The organism is Kitasatospora sp. NPDC091335, from assembly GCF_044757205.1.
In the GTDB taxonomy this organism is placed as follows: Bacteria; Actinomycetota; Actinomycetes; order Streptomycetales; family Streptomycetaceae; genus Kitasatospora.
Map to the genome: position 1 here is coordinate 370,238 of NZ_JBIVUM010000002.1, position 17,252 is coordinate 387,489.

Sequence of the window (17,252 nt, forward strand, 5' to 3'; positions counted from 1 at the left end):
GACTCCCGGCTCGGTCAGCCCTTGACGTTCCGTCGGGCGGCTCCGACCACGAACACCACCGCGAGCATCGCCGCGGACAGCGCCCCGACCAGCAGCGGGCCGGGCCCGGCCGGGCTGCCGTTCACGCGGACGGCACCCATGAAGTCGAGCGCGGCGACGTTGTTCACGAGCAGCCACCAGAGCGGCAGGTAGACCGCCTGGAAGAGCCGGTGGGAGCGGCTCACCACGCCGAGCACCATGGCCAGCGACGGGACGAACAGCGCGCCGCCGACCCAGCCGGCCGTCCCCGCACCGTCACCCGCCACCAGCATGCGGACCAGCGGGGCGACGCCCGTCACCGCGCTGAGCACCAGCCCGGACGCCCACTCGGCCAGCAGCCGGCGGCGGGCCGACGGGTAGGCGCCGAGCAGCACCTCCAGGCCGTTCTCGACCTGTCGGCTGCCGAGCCGGGACCAGACCAGCACCGGCCACAGCCACACCAGGGGCAGCAGCAGACCGGTGACCACGTCCACCGGCAGCGCGAACCCGGCCACGGTCAGCCCGGCGGCGACCAGCCACCACCAGGGGGAGATGCCCCGGAGGAGGATGCGGACCTCGCCCGCGAGCAGCCGGCCGAACGCTCCGGCCCGCCGCGGCTCGGTCCGCGGCAGGCCGCCCGGGGCGATCGCCCATCGCGTCCCGGCGGGCCCGGTCGCAGCCGCCGGCACGTCCACCACCGGGGAGGCCGCCGCCCGGGAGGCCGCCTCCGCGGCCGCGCCACCGGAACCCCGCGCGGGATCGAACCTGCCGAACCAGAGGGCCGGCAGCAGCGCCACCACGAACGCCGCCGACACCATGGCCAGCCGGCCGAGGACGAACCCGGAGGACGCGTCGAAGCCGTCCCAGAGGAAGGTGCCCAGCGGTCTGTCGACCTTGGTCAGCCCGAGGCTGAACTCCCCCTGGCCGTCCGTCCCGTGCCGGGCCTCCAGCGCCGCGCCCAGCGACCGCGCGACCCCGTGCACGCCGAGACCGTCCAACGGCGCGGAAGCCGACTGCCCGCCGATCGAGACGGCCAGGGCCACCACGAACCACACGACGTTCCCCAGGCCGCCCCGCAGCAACGGCACCGTCTCGAACAGGAGCGCCGCCGCCGCGGTGAGCGCCACCGGCGGCAGCGAGAACAGCAGGAACGGCTCCACCAGGGCCACCGGGTCGACCGAGCGGTCCTCACCGCGGGCGAGTTGCATCAGCAGTGCGGTGACGGCCAGCACGCCCACCATCGAGGCGAGCACCAGCAGGTTGCTCAGGTACTTGCCCAGGAGGTAGCGGTAGGTGGGCAGCGGGGTCGCGGCGAGGATCTGCCCGACCCCGCTCCGCTCGTCCCGCGCGATGCCGCTGCGGACCACGTAGAAGCCGCCGAAGGTGAGCCAGAGCGCACCGGCCAGGGCGGTGACCGTGCCGACGTAGGCGCTGTTGTAGACGCCCCGGTTGCCGCCGACGTCCATGATCGTCCACTGGCCGTCCGCGTTCGGCACGGCCAGGTAGCCGAGACCGACCGCGGCGAGCAGCGTCACCGCGTACACCGGCCGGCGCACCCGGTCCCGGAAGTCGCCGACCGCCAGCCCCCCGACCGCCGGCCCCCTGATTGCCAGCCCCCTGACCGCGAGTCCCCCGGTCACCGGCCCACCGCCCGCCGCTCGGCCCGGCCCCGCTCCCCCGAGCGGTGGATGACGCCCAGGTAGGCGTCCTCCAGGTCGGGCGCCACCGGGACCGCGTCGGCCCACGGCCGCCCGGCGGCGATCACCCGCAGCCGCACGCCGCTGCCCGTCCGCACCATCCGGCTGACCACGTGGCGGGCCTGTACCTCCAGGAGGTCCGCCGGGGCGACCACGGCCTCCCACACCTGCCCGTCGATCTCCCGGAGCAGCTCGTCGGGCGAGCCCCGGCGCAGCAGCCGGCCCCGGGCGACCACCGCGATGTCGGAGGCGACCGACTCCACGTCGGAGACGATGTGGGTCGACAGCATCACGACCCGCTCGGCCGCGAGTTCGCCGAGCAGGTTGCGGAAGCGCACCCGCTCCTCCGGGTCCAGGCCGGCGGTCGGCTCGTCGACCACGATCACCCTGGGGTCGGCCAGCAGCGCCTGCGCGATGCCGACCCGCCGGAGCATGCCGCCCGAGTACGTGCCGAGCGGGCGCTTGACCGCCTCGGTCAGGTTGACCAGCTGGATCAGCTCGTCGATCCTGGCCCTGGCGGAGCGGGCACCGAGCCCCTTGGCCGCCGCCAGGTACGCCAGGAACTCCCGCGAGGTCAGGTTCGGGTAGACCCCGAAGTCCTGTGGCAGGTAACCGAGTTCCCGGCGCAACCGGTCCGGTTCGGCCACCACGTCGACACCCTCGTACCGGACCTGCCCACCCGTGGGCCTGGTCACCGTCGACACGATCCGCATCAACGACGACTTCCCCGCGCCGTTCGGCCCCAGCAGCCCCACCATCCCCGGCCCGAGCCGCATCGTCACGCCGTCGACGGCCCGCTTGCCGCCCTTGTAGACCTTGGTGACATCCACCAGTTCGAGCATGGACTCCCCCTCCCCGACAGGACTCGTCGCCTTCACCCCCTGAGCTCCGTCTCGCGCCCGTCCCGCAGCACCGCGACGCCCTTGGGCACCTCGACCCGGTACTTCGTGTCGCAGTCGGCCAGCCCGGAGCACCCCGCACGGAGTTCGAGCACCCCGGCGTCGAGCGTCCAGGACTCCTTGGCGCTGCCGATCTTGCCGCTCGTGTCGAACCAGCGGGTGACCTTGACGTCCGTGCGGTCGGCCGCCACGAGGTCGGCCGGAGCACCGTGCGACCTGACGTCCAGGCGCTGCCCGGCGAAGGTGAAGGTCCTGTCCTCGGGCGTCGCGTCCGCGGCATCGGCACACCCCGCCAGCACCACGAGGCCTACCGCCACGAGACCGACCACCCCGTATCCGGACTTCGCACGCTGAACCACCGCATCCTCCGGGAGGCTCGAATCGGGCCCGTCTCTCGGACCCACCCGAAGCCTCACCGATCCACGGCCTCCTGCCATCTGCCGTTCGGCAGATATCCCGTTGGACCAAGGACAGAGTTTCCCCTCCCGCCCACCGGCCCGGGACCGGCAGCCCCCGCCCACGCGAAGGGCCCGGACCGGAGGCGATCCGGGCCGGGCCTCGGGAGGGAACGGCCGCCGGCCGCCGTCGCCGCCGCGTGCGGGGCGGCGCCGGAGGCGGTCACCCGGGAATCAGGTCACCGGGCCCCGGACTCAGTGGTCCAGGTAGGCGAGGACGGCCAGCACGCGGCGGTTGTCGGTCTCCGACTGCGGCAGGCCGAGCTTGGCGAAGATGTTGCCGATGTGCTTGGCCACCGCCTTCTCCGAGATGTAGAGCTCCTCCGCCGTACCGGCGTTCGAGCGGCCCTGGGCCAGGCACTCCAGCACCTCCCGCTCACGCGCGGAGAGCGCGGTCAGCCGCTCGTCGCGGACCTTGCGGGTGAGCAGCTGCTGGATGACCTCCGGGTCCATCGCGGTGCCGCCCGCGGCCACCCGCTCGACGGCGTCGACGAACTGGTCGCCGTTGGTGACCCGGCTCTTGAGCAGGTACCCCACGCCCGCCGAGCCGGTGGCCAGCAGCTCGTGGGCGTAGAGCGGCTCGACGTACTGCGACAGCAGCAGCACCGGCAGGTCGGGGATCCGGGTGCGGGCCTCCACCGCCGCGCGCAGTCCCTCGTCGCTGAGGCCGGGCGGCAGCCGGACGTCCACCACCGCGACGTCCGGGCGCTGCTCGGTGAGCGCGCGCAGCAGCATGGGACCGTTGTCGACCGCCTCGACCACCTCGTGCCCGTAGGCGGTGAGCAGTTGCACCAGCCCGTTCCTCAGGAGGAAGTGGTCTTCGGCGAGGACAATGCGCACGGCAGCTCCATGGTGATCAGGGTGGGTCCTTCCGGCGGGCTGCTGACGGCCAGGATGCCGTCGAAGGCCGCCAGCCGGCGTTCGATCCCCCGCAGCCCGGTCCCCCGGTCCGGGTCGGCGCCGCCGCGGCCGTCGTCGGTGATGTCGATCCGGAGCATGCCGCCCTCGTGCCGGACGTCGATCCAGGCGCGCTCGGCACCGGAGTGCTTGGCGGCGTTGGTGAGGATCTCCGAGACGGCGAAGTAGGCGGCCGACTCGACGGGCGGCTCCGGCCGGCCGGTCAGGTCGATGCCGACCTCCGTGGACAGCGGGCAGAGCAGGGCGAGGGAGCGGATCGCGTCGCCCAGGCCGCGGTCGGCCAGCACCGGCGGGTGGATGCCGCGGACCAGGTCCCGCAGTTCGTCCAGGGCCTTGGTCGAGGACTCGCGGGCCTCGGCGAGCAGCGCCGCCACCGCGTCCGGGTTGGTCTTGAGCAGTCGTTCGGCCGCGTTGAGGGTCATGCCCATCGCGACCAGGCGGGCCTGGGCCCCGTCGTGCAGATCCCGCTCGATGCGGCGGATCTCGGCCATCTGGGTGTCCATCGCGTCGGAGCGCGTGGTGGTCAGGTGCTCGATGCGCTCGGCCATCGCCTCGTCCGCCCGCGGCGCCAGCATCCGGACCAGGTAGCGGGCGTGGCGCGGCGCGGTGCGCGGGGCGTCCCACAGCGCGAACAGGGCGACCACGATGGCCAGCAGTCCGGCGAGCACCGCGGTGACGGGACCGTCGACCGGGATGAACATGTACCAGATGCTGCCCCAGTCGCTCGGCAGCTGGGCGCCGAACACGGCCGTCACCAGCCCCCACGCGCTGCTGAGCAGCAGTGCCGCCGGAACGAACGCGATCACGCCGCCGACCAGCGGGTCGATGACGACGAACCGCCAGTCCCGCCACACCTGGTTGTCCCGCGCGACGAGGAGGGCGTGCAGCGCCTGGCCCTGCCGGGTGTCCGGGAGCGGCGGATAGCGCGCGGGCACCGGCACCCCGGACCACTGCGCCGCCAACTCCCGCTGCCGGTCGACCAGTCGGCGGACGGCGCGCTGGGTGCCCGGCAGCAGCGACACGCCCAGGCCGGCGGGCAGGAAGATGTACAGGCTCGTCAGCCACAGGCCGAGCACCAGGGCCCGCAGGGAGAGGCCGAACAGCACGAGGGAGCGCCGCAGGCCGGTGACGGCGCCGCTCGGGAGCGCCGGTGGTGGCGTGTGTCCGGTCATCGATACGCCCTGCTGCCTGGTGTCCATCGGGTGCCCCCCTGGGGTTCCGCATCCCTGGTTGATGCGCTGCCCTCCATTATTCGGAACGGTCACCGCCCGCCGCAGGGGAGGAATATCCACTTTATTGCCAGGGGACGGCCAGTGAACGGGTTTCGGCCACACAGGCGACACCGGACTCGCCCTCCACCTCGACCTCCATGCGGAGCCCGAACAGGCAGCCGGACGGCAGTTGCCTGGCCGTCAGCAGCGTGGCGCCCGCCCTGACCCGCCGCCCGACGCGCACCGGCCGCTGGAAGCGCACGGAGTCCAGACCCACGTTGAGGATGTGCCGGGTCCCGCCGATGGTCAGGATGCCGTCCGTCATGGCGGACAGCAGACTCAGCGTCAGGTAGCCGTGGGCGACCGTCCCCCCGTAGGGGCCCTCTGCGGCGCGCTCGGGGTCGGTGTGGATCCACTGCTCGTCGCCGACGAGGGAGGCGTACCGGTCGACCAGGTCCTGGGTGATCGGGATCCAGTCGCTCAGACCCAGGTGCCGGCCCGTGGCCGCGGCGAACTCTTCGACGTTCGGGAAGGCTGTCACGGCGCACATCCTCAGGTGCCGCCCCGACCGGTGGCAAGCACCCGCGGCGGGCGGTCAGCGCGGGATCAGCGCGGGATCAGCGAGGTGTCAGCAGGCCGGTGGAACGTGTTCCCATGACGGCGATATCGGCGGTTGCCAGCCACCGCCCCAGGACAGTGCCGCTCGCACGGCTGCAGCAGGACGTCGGCCTGGCCGACAACCAACTGCGGCAGTACGAGCGGTACTACGGCCTCGCGGAGATCTGCCGCGAGCCCGGCGAGGCCGAGACGCACCTGCTGCGACAGGCCGTGGCGGCCCTCGCGGAGCTGCGCGGCCGGGAGTCCGACGTCCGCTACGTGCTGCAGGCCAGGACGATGCCGTCCCCGATGCCCTACCCGCACACCTCGATGGCCCCGCTGCTGGAGGAGCTGGGGCTGCGGCACGCCACCGGCTTCGTGGTCTCCCAGCACGCCTGCGCGTCCGGCCTGCTCGCGCTCGACATGGCCGGGACGCTGCTGGCGGCGGACGGCGACCCGGACGCCCTCGCGCTGGTCCTGGCCGGCGAGAAGGTCGGGTCCAGGCAGTCGCAGTCCATCCCCGGCGTCACGGTGATGGGAGAGGCCACCGCCGCGGTGCTGCTGAGCGCGGGCGGCACCGGCGACCGCCTGCTCGGCTACGCGGCCCGCACCCACAGCCGTTTCCACGACCAGTTCCTGATGGAGGATCCGGAGGCCGCGAAGGAGTTCCAGGCGCTGTACCCCTCGGCGCTGTGCGAGGTGGTGCGCGCCGCCCTGGACGAGGCCGGATGCACGCTGGACGAGGTGGCGCTGGTGCTGCCGCACAACGTCAACCGGCTCTCGTGGGCCGCGGTGTGCCGGATGCTCGGCATTCCGATGGCCCGGGTGTACCTCGACCTGGTCGCCCGGACCGGGCACTGCTTCTGCGCGGACCCCTTCGTCAACCTGCACCAGGCCACCCGGGACGGCCTGCTGGCCACCGGCGACCGCTACGTGATGACCAGCGTGGGCCTGGGAGCGACCTTCGCGGCCATGGTCCTCGAACACTGAGAACGCCGGCCTCCCGTACCGACAGTCCCCCTGCACCGGCAGTCCTCCTGCACCGACAGCCGTCCACCGACGCAAGAAAGGCAAGGTCGAGCCTTGGACGAGACCGACAGCGGCTTCCGCTCCCGACTCGGGCGGGCGGTCACCGGCTCCGCGGACACACCACTGCTGTTCCTCGGCAACTTCGAGGTCGAGAACAGCTGGGCCGAGGGCGAGCCCGCACTGCCCCGGGTCGCCTCCCACGCCGGGAGCGCGGTGGTGAACCGGATGGACGAGTTCGCCCTGCTGCTGGGCGGCGAGCGGGACCACGTCGTGCTGAAGGCGGCGCCCGATCCGGACTACCTCGACCAGTTGCGCGGGCTCGGCATCAGCACGCCCACCGTGCACGTCCCGGCCCGGCAGGACCCGCTGCGCACGGTCACCGAGGACGCCCTCGACGACGACGTCCTGCTCGACGCGCTGCGGCAGCGGCTGGCGCCGCTCGGCGTCCAGGTCGTCGCACACGGCGTGTCCGACGCCGAGGAGCGGTTCGCCGCGCGCACCTCGCTGCGGCTCGCCGCGCCGCCCGCCGCCCTGTGCAAGCGCGTGAACAGCAAGGTCTACAGCCGGCGGCTGGCCGACGAGCTGGGGCTCCGGCAGGCGCCCGGCCGCACCTGCGAGACGACGGCGGAGCTGGCGGCGGCGGTGGACTGGGCCGGCGGACGGCTGGCCGAGGGCCGCAAGGTCGCGGTCAAGGACGCCTACGGGGTGTCCGGCAAGGGCATCGTGGTGCTCGACGACCCGCGGCGGCTGGAGCGGCTGCGGCGCATGGCCGCGGGGCAGGCCGCGCGGGCCGGCAGCGACCGGCTCGCCCTGGTGCTGGAGGAGTGGGTCGCCAAGGAGGCCGACCTCAACTACCAGTTCACCGTGGGCCGCGACGGCTCGGTGCGGTTCGACTTCGTCAAGGAGGCGCTGACCGAGCGCGGCGTGCACAAGGGCCACCGGATGCCGGCCCGGCTCACCGCCGCGCAGGACGGCGAGGTGCGGGAGGCGGCGGCGCTGCTGGGCGGGAAGCTGGCCGCCGACGGCTGGTTCGGTGTCGTCGGCATCGACGCCATGGTCGATCCGGACGGCGGCCTCTACCCCGTGGTCGAGATCAACGCGCGCCACAACATGTCGACCTACCAGGCCGTGCTGACCGAGGGGCTGATGGCACCGGACGGCATCGCCGTCGCCCGCCAGTACCCGCTGCGCTCGGCCCGGCCGGTGTCGTTCGCCGCGCTGCGGGACGCGCTCGACGGCCTGCTGCTGGCGGAGCGCGGCGGCACCGGCCTGTTCGTCAACAACTTCGCCACGGTCAACGCCGCCGCCGCGACGGGTGGCGAGGGGCCGTTCGAGGGGCGTCTGTACGGCGTGGTGGTCGCCGCCGACGACGCCGCGGCCGCGGTCCTCGACGAGGAAGTGTCCCGCCGGCTGGCGGGGCTGCTGCACACCGAGGAAGGGAGTCCGGCATGAGCCGGGAGTTCACTGTGCAGGGCGTGGGGATCACCGCCCTGGCCGAGGAGTTCGGCACCCCGCTGTACCTCTACGACGGCGACGGCATCGCGGACCGGTTCCGGGAGCTGAAGTCGCTGCTCCATCCGGCGCTGGAGGTCTTCTACTCCCTCAAGGCCAACCCGAACATCTCCGTCTGCGCGCTGCTGCACTCCGCCGGCGCCCGCGCCGAGGTGTCCTCGATGGCCGAACTGGTCACCGCGCTCCGGGCCGGCGTCCAGCCGCGGGACATCCTCTTCCTCGGCCCCGGCAAGAGCCGCGAGGAGCTCGCCGCCTGCCTGGACGAGGGCGTCGCCGCCATCGTCTGCGAGTCGCTCGACGAGCTGGAGCTGATCGACGAACTGGCCCTGGAACGCGGTGTCCTGGCCCCCGTGGTGCTGCGGGTCAACCCGGAGTTCACCGTCAAGGGCTCGGGCCTGACCATGGGCGGGAAGCCCCGGCAGTTCGGCATCGACGAGGAGCAGCTGCTCTCCGCGCAGGCGGTGCTGGACCGCTGCGGCGCGGTCCGGGTGCACGGCGTGCAGGTCTACCTCGGCACCCGCATCCTGGACCCCGCCGTCGTCGCGGACAACGCCCGCCGCATCTTCGAACTGGCCGAGCTGCTGTCCGCGAAGCTGGGCTTCCCGCTGGAGCTGGTGGACATCGGCGGGGGCCTGGGGGTGGCCTACTTCGACAACGAGCAGGACCCCGACCCGGCGGTGCTGGGCGAACTGCTCAACCCCCTGGTCGCCGACTTCGCCGACCGGCACCCCGGCGCCCGGCTGATCATGGAGCTGGGCCGCTACCTCGTCGCGGTGCACGGAACGTACGTGGTCCGGGTCCGCTACACCAAGAGCTCCATGGGCGAGCGCTTCGCGGTCGCCGACGGCGGCACCAACCACCACATGGCGGCGGTCGGCATCGGCTCGTTCGTCAAGCGCAACTTCCCCATCACGGCGCTCCAGCGGCTCGACGAACCCGACAGCGGCCCGTGGAACATCACCGGACCGCTGTGCACGCCCAACGACCTGCTGGGCAAGAAGGTGTCGCTGCCCGAGCTGCGCCCCGGCGACCTGCTGGGCGTGGAGCGGTCCGGCGCGTACGGGCCGAGCGCCTCCCCCGTGTACTTCCTCAGCCACGGCTACCCGGCCGAGGTCCTGATGCTCGACGGGCGGCCGCACCTGGTCCGGGAACGCGACGACACCGAGTCGATGCTCGGACGCCAGCACCTCCACCTGCCCGCGGACACCGCGGGACCCACCCCGGAGAGGAACCAATGACCAACGACATCGCCACCGTGACCGCCCCCGAGAAGCGGGCGGCCTGCCTCGCCGCCGTGCGCGAGGCCCTGGCCCAGGTGCTCAACCAGGACACCGCGGAGGTCGGCGAGGAGGCCCGGATCTTCGACGACCTCGGCCTGGACTCCAGCAGCGCCCTGGAGATGCTCATCGTCATCGAGGACGAACTCGACCTCCAGTTCGACGTGGAGAGCCTGGACATGGGTGACTTCGCGACGGTGGGCACCCTGGTGGACTTCGTCGTCAACGAGGCGGGCTCGTAGCATGTTCCGCGCCGCCGCGCCGCTCTCCCGCACCGTGCCCGCCGCCGCCGACGCGGTCGCGGGCACGGTCCCCCGCCTGCTCAGGGCGGGCTGGCACCGACCCGCCGACCAGGGGGGCCCGGGCGCCGCGCCGCGCCCCGCGGTCCGGGAGGTGCACCGGCAGATCGCCGACCTGTACGGCACGCGGGTGCTGTCCGAGGGGTTCACTGACTCCCCGCTGCGGCCGACGCCCCAGCTGGCCGCAGGGGCCCTCGACGCGCTCGGTCCGCTCGCTCCGGACGAGGCACCGCAGGTGGCCGTACTCGCCTACACGACCCCGGACTTCGAGCACACCACGCTCACCGCGTCGCTGCTGCAGCACCGGCTGCCGGGCGAACCGCTCTGCTTCGCGGTCTCGGACCAGGGGGTGCTGAGCCCGTTCACGGCGCTGCGGATCGCCGTCGAGTACGCCCGCCGCTCGGACTGGAGCCGGCTGCTGCTGGTCGTCGTCGACCAGAGCTCGCAGCCGTACCCCGGACCCGCGTCCGGTCAGTACGCCGCCGAGCACGACTCGGCCGTGGCACTGCTGCTCGCCTGGGACGGCGGGACCTCGCCCGTCGCCGGGATGGGGCAGGGCCCCGCCGGTCAGGTGCTGCCCGCGCTGCGCGCGGACCTCTCCGGGGCCGCCCTGTTCGCGGCGGGCACCGGACTGGCCGCCGGTCCGGGGATCCCGCCGTCCGCCGCTCCGCGCCGCGACGCGGAGCCGGGGCTGCCGTGCACCGGGGTCTGGGCGGCGCTGCGGGGGGCACGGGGCGGGCGGGCGGTGCTCGCCGACCACGATCACGGACTGGACCGCCTGGCCCACTGCACCCTGGAACTGCCGGCCGGGGAGGGTGGGTTCCGATGACGGCGACGGTCGACCTCGAACGCTGCTGGCGGGAGTGCCGCGCCCGTGCCCGCCGCGACGGCATCGTCGAGGCCGTGCGCGAGCTGGACGCGGCCCTGTCCCCGGACGCCCCGCCCCGGGGCCCCGGCGGCCACGCCCTCGTCCCGGCCGACGCCGTTCCGCTGCCGGGGGGCCCCGACGCTCCCGGCTTCGTCGCCGCGGCGGCCGGATCCGCGGACGGTCCCGGGGCCAGGGCTTCGGCGGCGTGGCAGGCCGGGCTGGTGTGGGTGCGGCTGGGCGTGTCGGAGGGCCTCAGGGACACCGCCGTCGCCCGGCTCGCGGAGCGCCGCACCGAGGGCACCCCGCTCCTGATGAAACAGATGGTCAAGGGGGCCCTGGCCGACGTGCTGATGGAGCAGTTGGAGGCGGAGTGCGTGCTCGCCGAGTCCGACGCCCCGCCGGACGCCGCCTCGCTGGGGCGTCTGCACGACCGGATCACCCTGGCCGACCGGGCTCTGCTGCGTCTTCTCGGCGCGCACGGCTTCACCGTCCCCGGCCCCGGTTGGGACGCCCATCTCTCGGAACTCCTGGCGGACGTCCACCGGGAACCCCGTTCCACCACGTACCCGGAGGAATCATGACCCACCTCCCCGCGCACCTGGAGGAGCTGCGCCGGCGCGCGCGCGGCTGGGCCGTGGACCTGCGGGCGGCGGCGCTGAGGCTGGACCGCGACCCGGAGGCCGTCCACGACCTGCTCCACCTGCCGGGTGTCGGCCACCTGGCCGCCCGGATCAGGTCGGCGGACTCCGGCGACACCCTGGAACGGGCGGTGCTGGTCGAGGAACTCGCCCGCGGTGACGCCGCCCTGATGCTCGCGTCACCCGGCCCGTCGATGGCCGGCGTGCTGGTGGACGTGCTGGGCAGCCCGGACCAGCAGGACTGGTTCCGCGACCGGCTCACCCAGGGGCCGACCTGGACCTGCTTCGCCCTCACCGAACCCGAACGCGGCTCGGCCATCGGCGAGATGAGCACCGCGCTCACCCCGCTGGGCGACGGCTCCCTCCGGCTCGACGGCGCCAAGCGCTATGTCGGCAACGCCTCCCGGGCGTCCGTCGCGGCGGTCTTCGCCCGGGTCGCCGGCGCCGACCGGCTCGGGGTGACCGCCGTCCTGGTGGACACCGCCGACCCCGGCTGGACGGCCGAACCGCTGCCGACCCTCGGCCTGCGCGGCGTCCGGATCGGGGCGGTCGCGCTGGACGGCGTGCACGTCCCGGCGGACCGCGTGCTGGGCAGTCATCTGCCGCCGACCCGCCGCGGCATGTGGGGCGTCCTCGCGGTCTTCAACCGGCTCCGGCCCAGCGTGGCCGCCATCGCCCTCGGCATCGCGGGCGCCGCGCACGACTACGTGGCCGAGCACCGGAGGGAGTTGCGGGGGGACGAGCTGGCGCTGTTCGAGGAGCTGGGCCGGCGGATCCACGCGACCCGGCTGCTCACCCACCGCGCCGCCATCGTCGTGGACCGGCGCCCGGCGGACGGCCACCTCGCCTCGGCCGCGAAGGCCCGGGCCTGCGAACTCGCGGAGGACGCCACCCTGTCGGCGCTCTCGTTCTTCGGTCCGGCGGCCCGCCTGGAGCATCCGCTGCTGGACAAGTACGCCCGCGACGCCCGGGGCGTGGAGTTCATGGAGGGCACCGGCACCATCCAGCGGCTCAACCTGTTCCAGGGCCTGCACACCGGCCGGGTAGGGCGCGCCGAAGCGTGCTGACGCCGCCTTCCCCCGAGGACGCGGAGGTGTGGACGGTGCCCCTGGGCACGGCGCCGGGACCCGCCCCGTCCGCTCTCGGCGCGCTCCTCGACGACGAGGAGCGCGCCCGTGCGTCCCGCCCGCGGGACGCCGTCCGCCCGTCCCGCTCCGTCACCGCGCACGCGGCCCTGCGCACCATCGCGGCCCGAGCCCGGCAGCTCCCGGTCCGCGGCGACAGGGGAGAAAACTCCACCTCCATCAGGGAACTTTCCCCCGTGGCGACCTGACGGTCCGTCGATAGCGTGGTGGTCCGAAGGCGGGTGCCGGGATGCCGGCCGGCCGGCGCTGTGAACACCCGGACTCGTCTTCGCCGATCCACCGCCCGGATGCAGGTCTCTTCGCGGAAGCCCGCGAGAATACGAGGGGAAAATCGTGGGAAACCGGAATGTGGTGACGAGGACGGCGCGGTGGAGCGCGACCCACCCGTGGTGGGCACTGGTCATCTGGGTCGTCTTCGTGGGGATCGCGCTGGCCGTCGGCGGCGCCACCGGGACGAAGGTCGCCACCAACACGGACCTCTCGATCGGGCAGTCCGCGCAGGCCACCGCGATCGCCAAGAGCGGTGGCCTCACCCAGCCGCCGACCGAGGCACTGCTGGTGACCGCCCTCCACGGCGACCTCGACCGGCAGGCCGCCGAGCGTGCCGCCACGGACGCGGCGGGCCGGCTCAAGGGCCTGCCCGACGTGGCCTCGACGGGCGAGCAGGTGCTGTCGTCGAACGGACAGGCGCTGCTGGTCCCGGTGGTCATGACCGGCGACCAGGACACCGCTCCGGACCGGGTGCAGCCGCTGGTCGACGCGGTGCAGAGCGCGCAGCAGGGACATCCCGGGGTGCGGGTCGAGCTGGTCGGTCCCGACACCATCCGGGCCGCCCTCAACACGATGCTGGGCGAGGAGGTGGGACGCGCGACCCTGCTGAGCCTGCCGATCACCCTGCTGGTGATGATGTTCATCTGCGGGGCCATGGTCGCGGCCGGCGTCCCCGTGGTGCTCGGCCTGTCCTCGGTGCTGGCCGGACTCGGCCTGTGGGGCGCCGCCTCGCAGCTCGTCCCCGACCCGGGAGCGGTGAGCGAGCTCATCGTGCTGATGGGCATGGCCGTGGGGGTGGACTACTCGCTGTTCTACCTCAAGCGCTTCCGCGAGGAGCGTGCCCGGGGCCTGGACAAGGTCGACGCCGTGGAGCTGGCCGCCGCCACCTCCGGGCACTCCGTGGTGGTCTCCGGCACCGTCGTGATCCTCTCCATGGGGGCGCTCTACCTGGGCGGGAACCTGGCCTTCACGGCGATGGCGACCGGCAGCATCCTGGTGGTGGCCATCGCGATGTCCGCCTCGCTCACCGTGCTGCCGGCCCTGTTGATGCTGTTCGGCAGGGCGCTGGAGCGGCCGCGGGTGCCGCTGATCTGGCGGCTCCAGGGCCGCGGGGACCGCAGCAGGGTGTGGTCGGCGCTGCTCCGGCCGGCGCTGCGGCACCCGGGGATCAGCCTGGTGCTGTCCGCCGTGGCGCTGCTGGCGCTGGCGGCCCCCGCCCTCAACCTGAAGCTGAAGGCCACCGGCGTGGACGACCTGCCCCGGAGCATGCCCGCCATGCAGGCCGAGGCCAGGCTGACGCGGTTCTTCCCGATCCAGTCCGACACCCAGCTGGTCGTGGCCCAGGTGCCGGAGGCCGGCGCCGGGCAACTCCGCACCGCGCTCGACGCGCTGGTGCAACGCGCCGGCCAGGACCCGCTGTTCACCGCCACCCCCGCCCCCGAGATCATCACCTCGCACGACGGCCGGTACGCCTCCGTCGGCATCGGGACCCGCCTCAGCAGCGGTTCCGCGGAGGCCAGGGAGTCCCTCAGCCGGCTGCGCGACGACCTCGTGCCCGCCACGGTCGGGCAGGTGCCCGGTGTGAAGTGGGCGGTCGGCGGCAGTGACGTGGCCTACGACGTGGACTACCGGGCCCAGGTGGTGGACAAGATGCCGTGGGTGCTGGGCTTCGCGCTGGCCCTGACCTTCGTGGTCACGGCCCTGGCGTTCCGGTCGATCGTGCTGGCGCTGGTGACGGTCGTGCTCAACGTGTTCTCCGCGGCGGCCTCGTTCGGGGTGCTGGAGCTGGTCTTCCAGCACACCTGGGCCGACGGGCTGCTGCACTTCCAGTCCACGGGCAAGGTGGTGGCGTGGCTGCCGCTCACCCTGTTCGTCATCCTGCTCGGGCTGTCGATGGACTACCACGTGTTCGTCGTCAGCCGGATCCGCGAGGCAGCCGCCTCCGGGCTGTCCGTCCGCGCGGCCGTCGAGCAGGGCATCACCCGCTCCGCCGGCGTGGTCACCGGCGCCGCCCTGGTGATGATCTCGGTGTTCGCCCTGTTCGCCTCGCTGACCTTCATCGAGATGAAGCAGCTGGGCGTGGGCATGGCCTGCGCCGTACTGCTGGACGCGACGCTGATCCGGATCGTGGTCCTGCCCTCGGTGATCGCCCTGCTGGGCCGCTGGGTCTGGTGGCCGTCCCGGCTGGAGACCCGGTCCGAGGCGCCGGCCGGCCCGGCCGTGCGGGAGGGCGAGCCGGTCGGCGTCCCCGCCCGGGCGGCCGCGGGGGAATCGGTGTGAGACGTCGCGTGGGGCGGGTACCGGACCTGGTCCGGTACCCGCCCCACGTGCGGTCAGCGCGAGAGCGACGCGTCCTGACTGATGATCGCCTGGTAGAGCCGCTGAAGTTGGCGGCTGGGCAGCAGCCCCATCTCGTCGTCGAGCTGCTTGCGGGTGCGGTGGAAGGTGTCGATCGCCTCGGACTGCCGGCCCGTCCGGTACAGCGCGAGCATCAACTGCTCGCTGAACCGCTCCCGTTCGGGGTGTTCGGCGTGCAGCTGCTTCAGCTCGGGCACGACCGCCCCGGCCTCGCCGGCCTCCAGCTGGGCGGAGATCAGATCCTCCTGGACGAGCCTGCGCTGCTCGTCGAGGCGGAGTGCGGCGGCACGACAGCGCTGCCCGTCGCCGACGTCCACCAGCGCCGGGCCGTACCACATGGCGAGCGCGCCACGGAGCAGCTCGGCGGCCTTGTGCGGCGACAGCCCGATCAGGCTGCGGCCCTCCCTCGCCTGCTGCAGGAAGCGGTCGGCGTCGAGCCGGTCCGCGGGCATGTCCAGCACGTAGCCGTTGCCGACGGTGCGGACGACGCCCTGGTCGGTGGCGTCCAGTCCGATGCGCCCGAGCGATCTTCTCATCCGGGCCACGATGCCCTGGAGTGAGTTCCGCGTGTTCTTGAGCAGGGTCTCCCCCCACAGTTCGTCGATGAGTTCGTCGAAACTGACCACCTGGCCCGCACGCAGAGCCAGGACGGCCAGCGCCATCCGGACCTTCTTGGCATCCAAAGCGGCGGATTCGATTCCGCTTACAGCACGCAGCGGTCCCAGCATTGTTATGTACATGGAATTCCCCCGTGTCCCAGCGGCGTCCAAGGAGGAGCCGAATCAATGGGTGGCCTGGCGCTCGAACATTACATCCGAAATCAGATGGGACGCCAAGGCACCAGCGCGATTTCCGCGGTGCACCGATGCGTCTTAGGGGGTGCCTTGTCCCGCCGGCGGGACAGGGCGGGGCGGCCGTCGCCGCGGCCGCAAAGAAATGTATAGGAGCGTATGGCCACTTTTGGACATGTCTACCGGCGAGTATTCACGGGCGGCGGACGACTTCACCGGCACCGGTCGAACGGCATTGGCCGGTCCGCACCGAATACCATGATGATTCCAAGATCATGGATCTTGGAATGCGGGCATTCCACCGCGCAACGGTGAAACGGGAACGCGCGGTGGCGGAAAATTGCCTGGTGGAGAGCCGGGCACGCGACTGACGGGGGAAGCGGAATTGACTGCAATCGAGAAGTGGAACGCGGGCTCTCGGATCCTGATGACGAAGGTGGGGCTGCGGGTACCCGGTTCGGTGTCGTTCGAGGACTGGGAACGGGCCGGAGTCGGCCTCGCACGCATGGCCGATTCCTCCGCCTGGTGTCTGGGCGACTGGGTGCTCTTCGGCCGCAACCGTTTCCCCGACCGTTACCGGTGGGCCATGGAGGCGGCGGGGCTGGATTACCAGACCATCCGCAACTACGTCTGGGTGGCGCGGCGATTCGAGCCGCCACGGCGCAGGGAAGGACTCAGTTTCGGCCACCACGCCGAGGTGGCCGCCCTCACCGACGGCGAGCAGGACCTCTGGATGGCCCTCGCCGAGTACCACCAGTGGTCGAGGAACCGGCTGCGTTCGGAGATCAGGAGCGGTCGCCAGGCCGATCCCGAACCGCGCGAGACGGCCTCCCTGCCCCGGATGGTGGTCGACCGCGATCGCCTGGGCCAGTGGCAGCGAGCGGCCGAGCGCTCCCAGGTGACGCTGGGGGAATGGGTGGCCAGCCAGCTCGACTCGGCCGCGGCGGAGCTGCTGGGACGGCCGGACACCGAGCCGGACGGGGCTCCCGGCCCCGGCCTTCCGCAGCACTCCGAGGCGCACTGACCAGGCGTCACCCCAAGCCGGGACGGTGCCCGTCACCCGTGCCGACGTGAGCCGTCGAGGAACACGTCGGGCACTCGGTGGGGGGCACCGTTCCCGTGCGCGGGGCCGGCGGGCGTCCGCGGGGCCGGCGGGCGTCCGCGGGGCCGGGCCGGCCGGTGAACCGAGGCCGCGGGTGGAACGTCCGGGCCGCTCGGGAGGCCCTGGCGACGTCACGTCAGCATGGTGTCAGCGCCCGGTCAGAGCTGC

The 17,252-nt window shown here is 73.2% G+C and carries 17 protein-coding genes; 10 read left to right on the forward strand and 7 right to left on the reverse strand.

Annotated features, from left to right (window positions below):
- Positions 1–14 precede the first annotated feature (14 nt).
- The 6 genes from ACIQOW_RS06595 to ACIQOW_RS06620 all read right to left on the reverse strand — a co-directional run bounded on the left by ACIQOW_RS06595 (position 15) and on the right by ACIQOW_RS06620 (position 5,739).
- The gene (locus tag ACIQOW_RS06595) at positions 15–1,658 is read right to left on the reverse strand and encodes a hypothetical protein (RefSeq protein ID WP_401080400.1); all 1,644 of its coding nucleotides are present in this window, start codon (positions 1,656–1,658) and stop codon (positions 15–17) included.
- Positions 1,655–2,557: an ABC transporter ATP-binding protein gene (locus ACIQOW_RS06600; RefSeq protein WP_401080402.1), complete on the reverse strand. Its 903-nt coding sequence runs from the start codon at positions 2,555–2,557 to the stop codon at positions 1,655–1,657. Before ACIQOW_RS06600 ends, ACIQOW_RS06595 begins: the two co-directional genes overlap by 4 nt.
- Before the next feature lie 32 nt (positions 2,558–2,589).
- The gene (locus ACIQOW_RS06605) at positions 2,590–2,931 is read right to left on the reverse strand and encodes a hypothetical protein (RefSeq protein WP_401080404.1); all 342 of its coding nucleotides are present in this window, start codon (positions 2,929–2,931) and stop codon (positions 2,590–2,592) included.
- A gap of 333 nt (positions 2,932–3,264) precedes the next feature.
- The gene (locus tag ACIQOW_RS06610) at positions 3,265–3,909 is read right to left on the reverse strand and encodes a LuxR C-terminal-related transcriptional regulator (RefSeq protein WP_188300015.1); all 645 of its coding nucleotides are present in this window, start codon (positions 3,907–3,909) and stop codon (positions 3,265–3,267) included.
- The gene (locus ACIQOW_RS06615; protein ID WP_401080406.1) at positions 3,873–5,186 is read right to left on the reverse strand and encodes a sensor histidine kinase; all 1,314 of its coding nucleotides are present in this window, start codon (positions 5,184–5,186) and stop codon (positions 3,873–3,875) included. Before ACIQOW_RS06615 ends, ACIQOW_RS06610 begins: the two co-directional genes overlap by 37 nt.
- A 94-nt stretch (positions 5,187–5,280) precedes the next feature.
- Positions 5,281–5,739: a MaoC family dehydratase gene (locus tag ACIQOW_RS06620; protein WP_401080408.1), complete on the reverse strand. Its 459-nt coding sequence runs from the start codon at positions 5,737–5,739 to the stop codon at positions 5,281–5,283.
- A gap of 113 nt (positions 5,740–5,852) precedes the next feature.
- Between ACIQOW_RS06620 and ACIQOW_RS06625 the strand changes: the two genes are divergently transcribed.
- The 9 genes from ACIQOW_RS06625 to ACIQOW_RS06665 all read left to right on the forward strand — a co-directional run bounded on the left by ACIQOW_RS06625 (position 5,853) and on the right by ACIQOW_RS06665 (position 15,113).
- The gene (locus tag ACIQOW_RS06625; protein ID WP_401080410.1) at positions 5,853–6,785 is read left to right on the forward strand and encodes a 3-oxoacyl-[acyl-carrier-protein] synthase III C-terminal domain-containing protein; all 933 of its coding nucleotides are present in this window, start codon (positions 5,853–5,855) and stop codon (positions 6,783–6,785) included.
- Positions 6,786–6,878: 93 nt separating this feature from the next.
- Positions 6,879–8,276, forward strand: coding sequence for a hypothetical protein (locus tag ACIQOW_RS06630; protein WP_401080412.1), 1,398 nt, complete (start codon positions 6,879–6,881; stop codon positions 8,274–8,276).
- Positions 8,273–9,574, forward strand: a complete 1,302-nt coding sequence (locus tag ACIQOW_RS06635) for a type III PLP-dependent enzyme (protein ID WP_401080414.1) — start codon at positions 8,273–8,275, stop codon at positions 9,572–9,574. The genes ACIQOW_RS06630 and ACIQOW_RS06635 overlap by 4 nt, the downstream gene beginning before the upstream one ends.
- Positions 9,571–9,855 (forward strand): acyl carrier protein, encoded by a 285-nt coding sequence (locus ACIQOW_RS06640; protein WP_188300021.1) that lies wholly within the window; start codon positions 9,571–9,573, stop codon positions 9,853–9,855. The genes ACIQOW_RS06635 and ACIQOW_RS06640 overlap by 4 nt, the downstream gene beginning before the upstream one ends.
- A gap of 1 nt (position 9,856) precedes the next feature.
- Complete coding sequence (locus ACIQOW_RS06645; RefSeq protein WP_401080417.1) at positions 9,857–10,741, forward strand: hypothetical protein; 885 nt, start codon at positions 9,857–9,859, stop codon at positions 10,739–10,741.
- A complete protein-coding gene (locus ACIQOW_RS06650) occupies positions 10,738–11,361 on the forward strand; it encodes a hypothetical protein (protein ID WP_401080419.1) in 624 nt (207 codons plus the stop codon). The genes ACIQOW_RS06645 and ACIQOW_RS06650 overlap by 4 nt, the downstream gene beginning before the upstream one ends.
- Positions 11,358–12,485, forward strand: coding sequence for an acyl-CoA dehydrogenase family protein (locus ACIQOW_RS06655; RefSeq protein ID WP_401080421.1), 1,128 nt, complete (start codon positions 11,358–11,360; stop codon positions 12,483–12,485). The genes ACIQOW_RS06650 and ACIQOW_RS06655 overlap by 4 nt, the downstream gene beginning before the upstream one ends.
- On the forward strand, positions 12,479–12,751 hold the full coding sequence (locus tag ACIQOW_RS06660) for a hypothetical protein (protein WP_401080423.1): 273 nt from the start codon (positions 12,479–12,481) through the stop codon (positions 12,749–12,751). The genes ACIQOW_RS06655 and ACIQOW_RS06660 overlap by 7 nt, the downstream gene beginning before the upstream one ends.
- Before the next feature lie 145 nt (positions 12,752–12,896).
- On the forward strand, positions 12,897–15,113 hold the full coding sequence (locus ACIQOW_RS06665) for an MMPL family transporter (RefSeq protein ID WP_401080425.1): 2,217 nt from the start codon (positions 12,897–12,899) through the stop codon (positions 15,111–15,113).
- 53 nt (positions 15,114–15,166) lie between these two features.
- Here the strand turns inward: ACIQOW_RS06665 and ACIQOW_RS06670 are convergent, their stop codons facing one another.
- Positions 15,167–15,874 (reverse strand): BTAD domain-containing putative transcriptional regulator, encoded by a 708-nt coding sequence (locus tag ACIQOW_RS06670; protein ID WP_401080427.1) that lies wholly within the window; start codon positions 15,872–15,874, stop codon positions 15,167–15,169.
- Positions 15,875–16,367: 493 nt separating this feature from the next.
- On the opposite strand from ACIQOW_RS06670, the gene ACIQOW_RS06675 reads away from it, so the two are divergent.
- Positions 16,368–17,006: an LmbU family transcriptional regulator gene (locus ACIQOW_RS06675; RefSeq protein WP_401080429.1), complete on the forward strand. Its 639-nt coding sequence runs from the start codon at positions 16,368–16,370 to the stop codon at positions 17,004–17,006.
- Positions 17,007–17,252 lie beyond the last annotated feature (246 nt).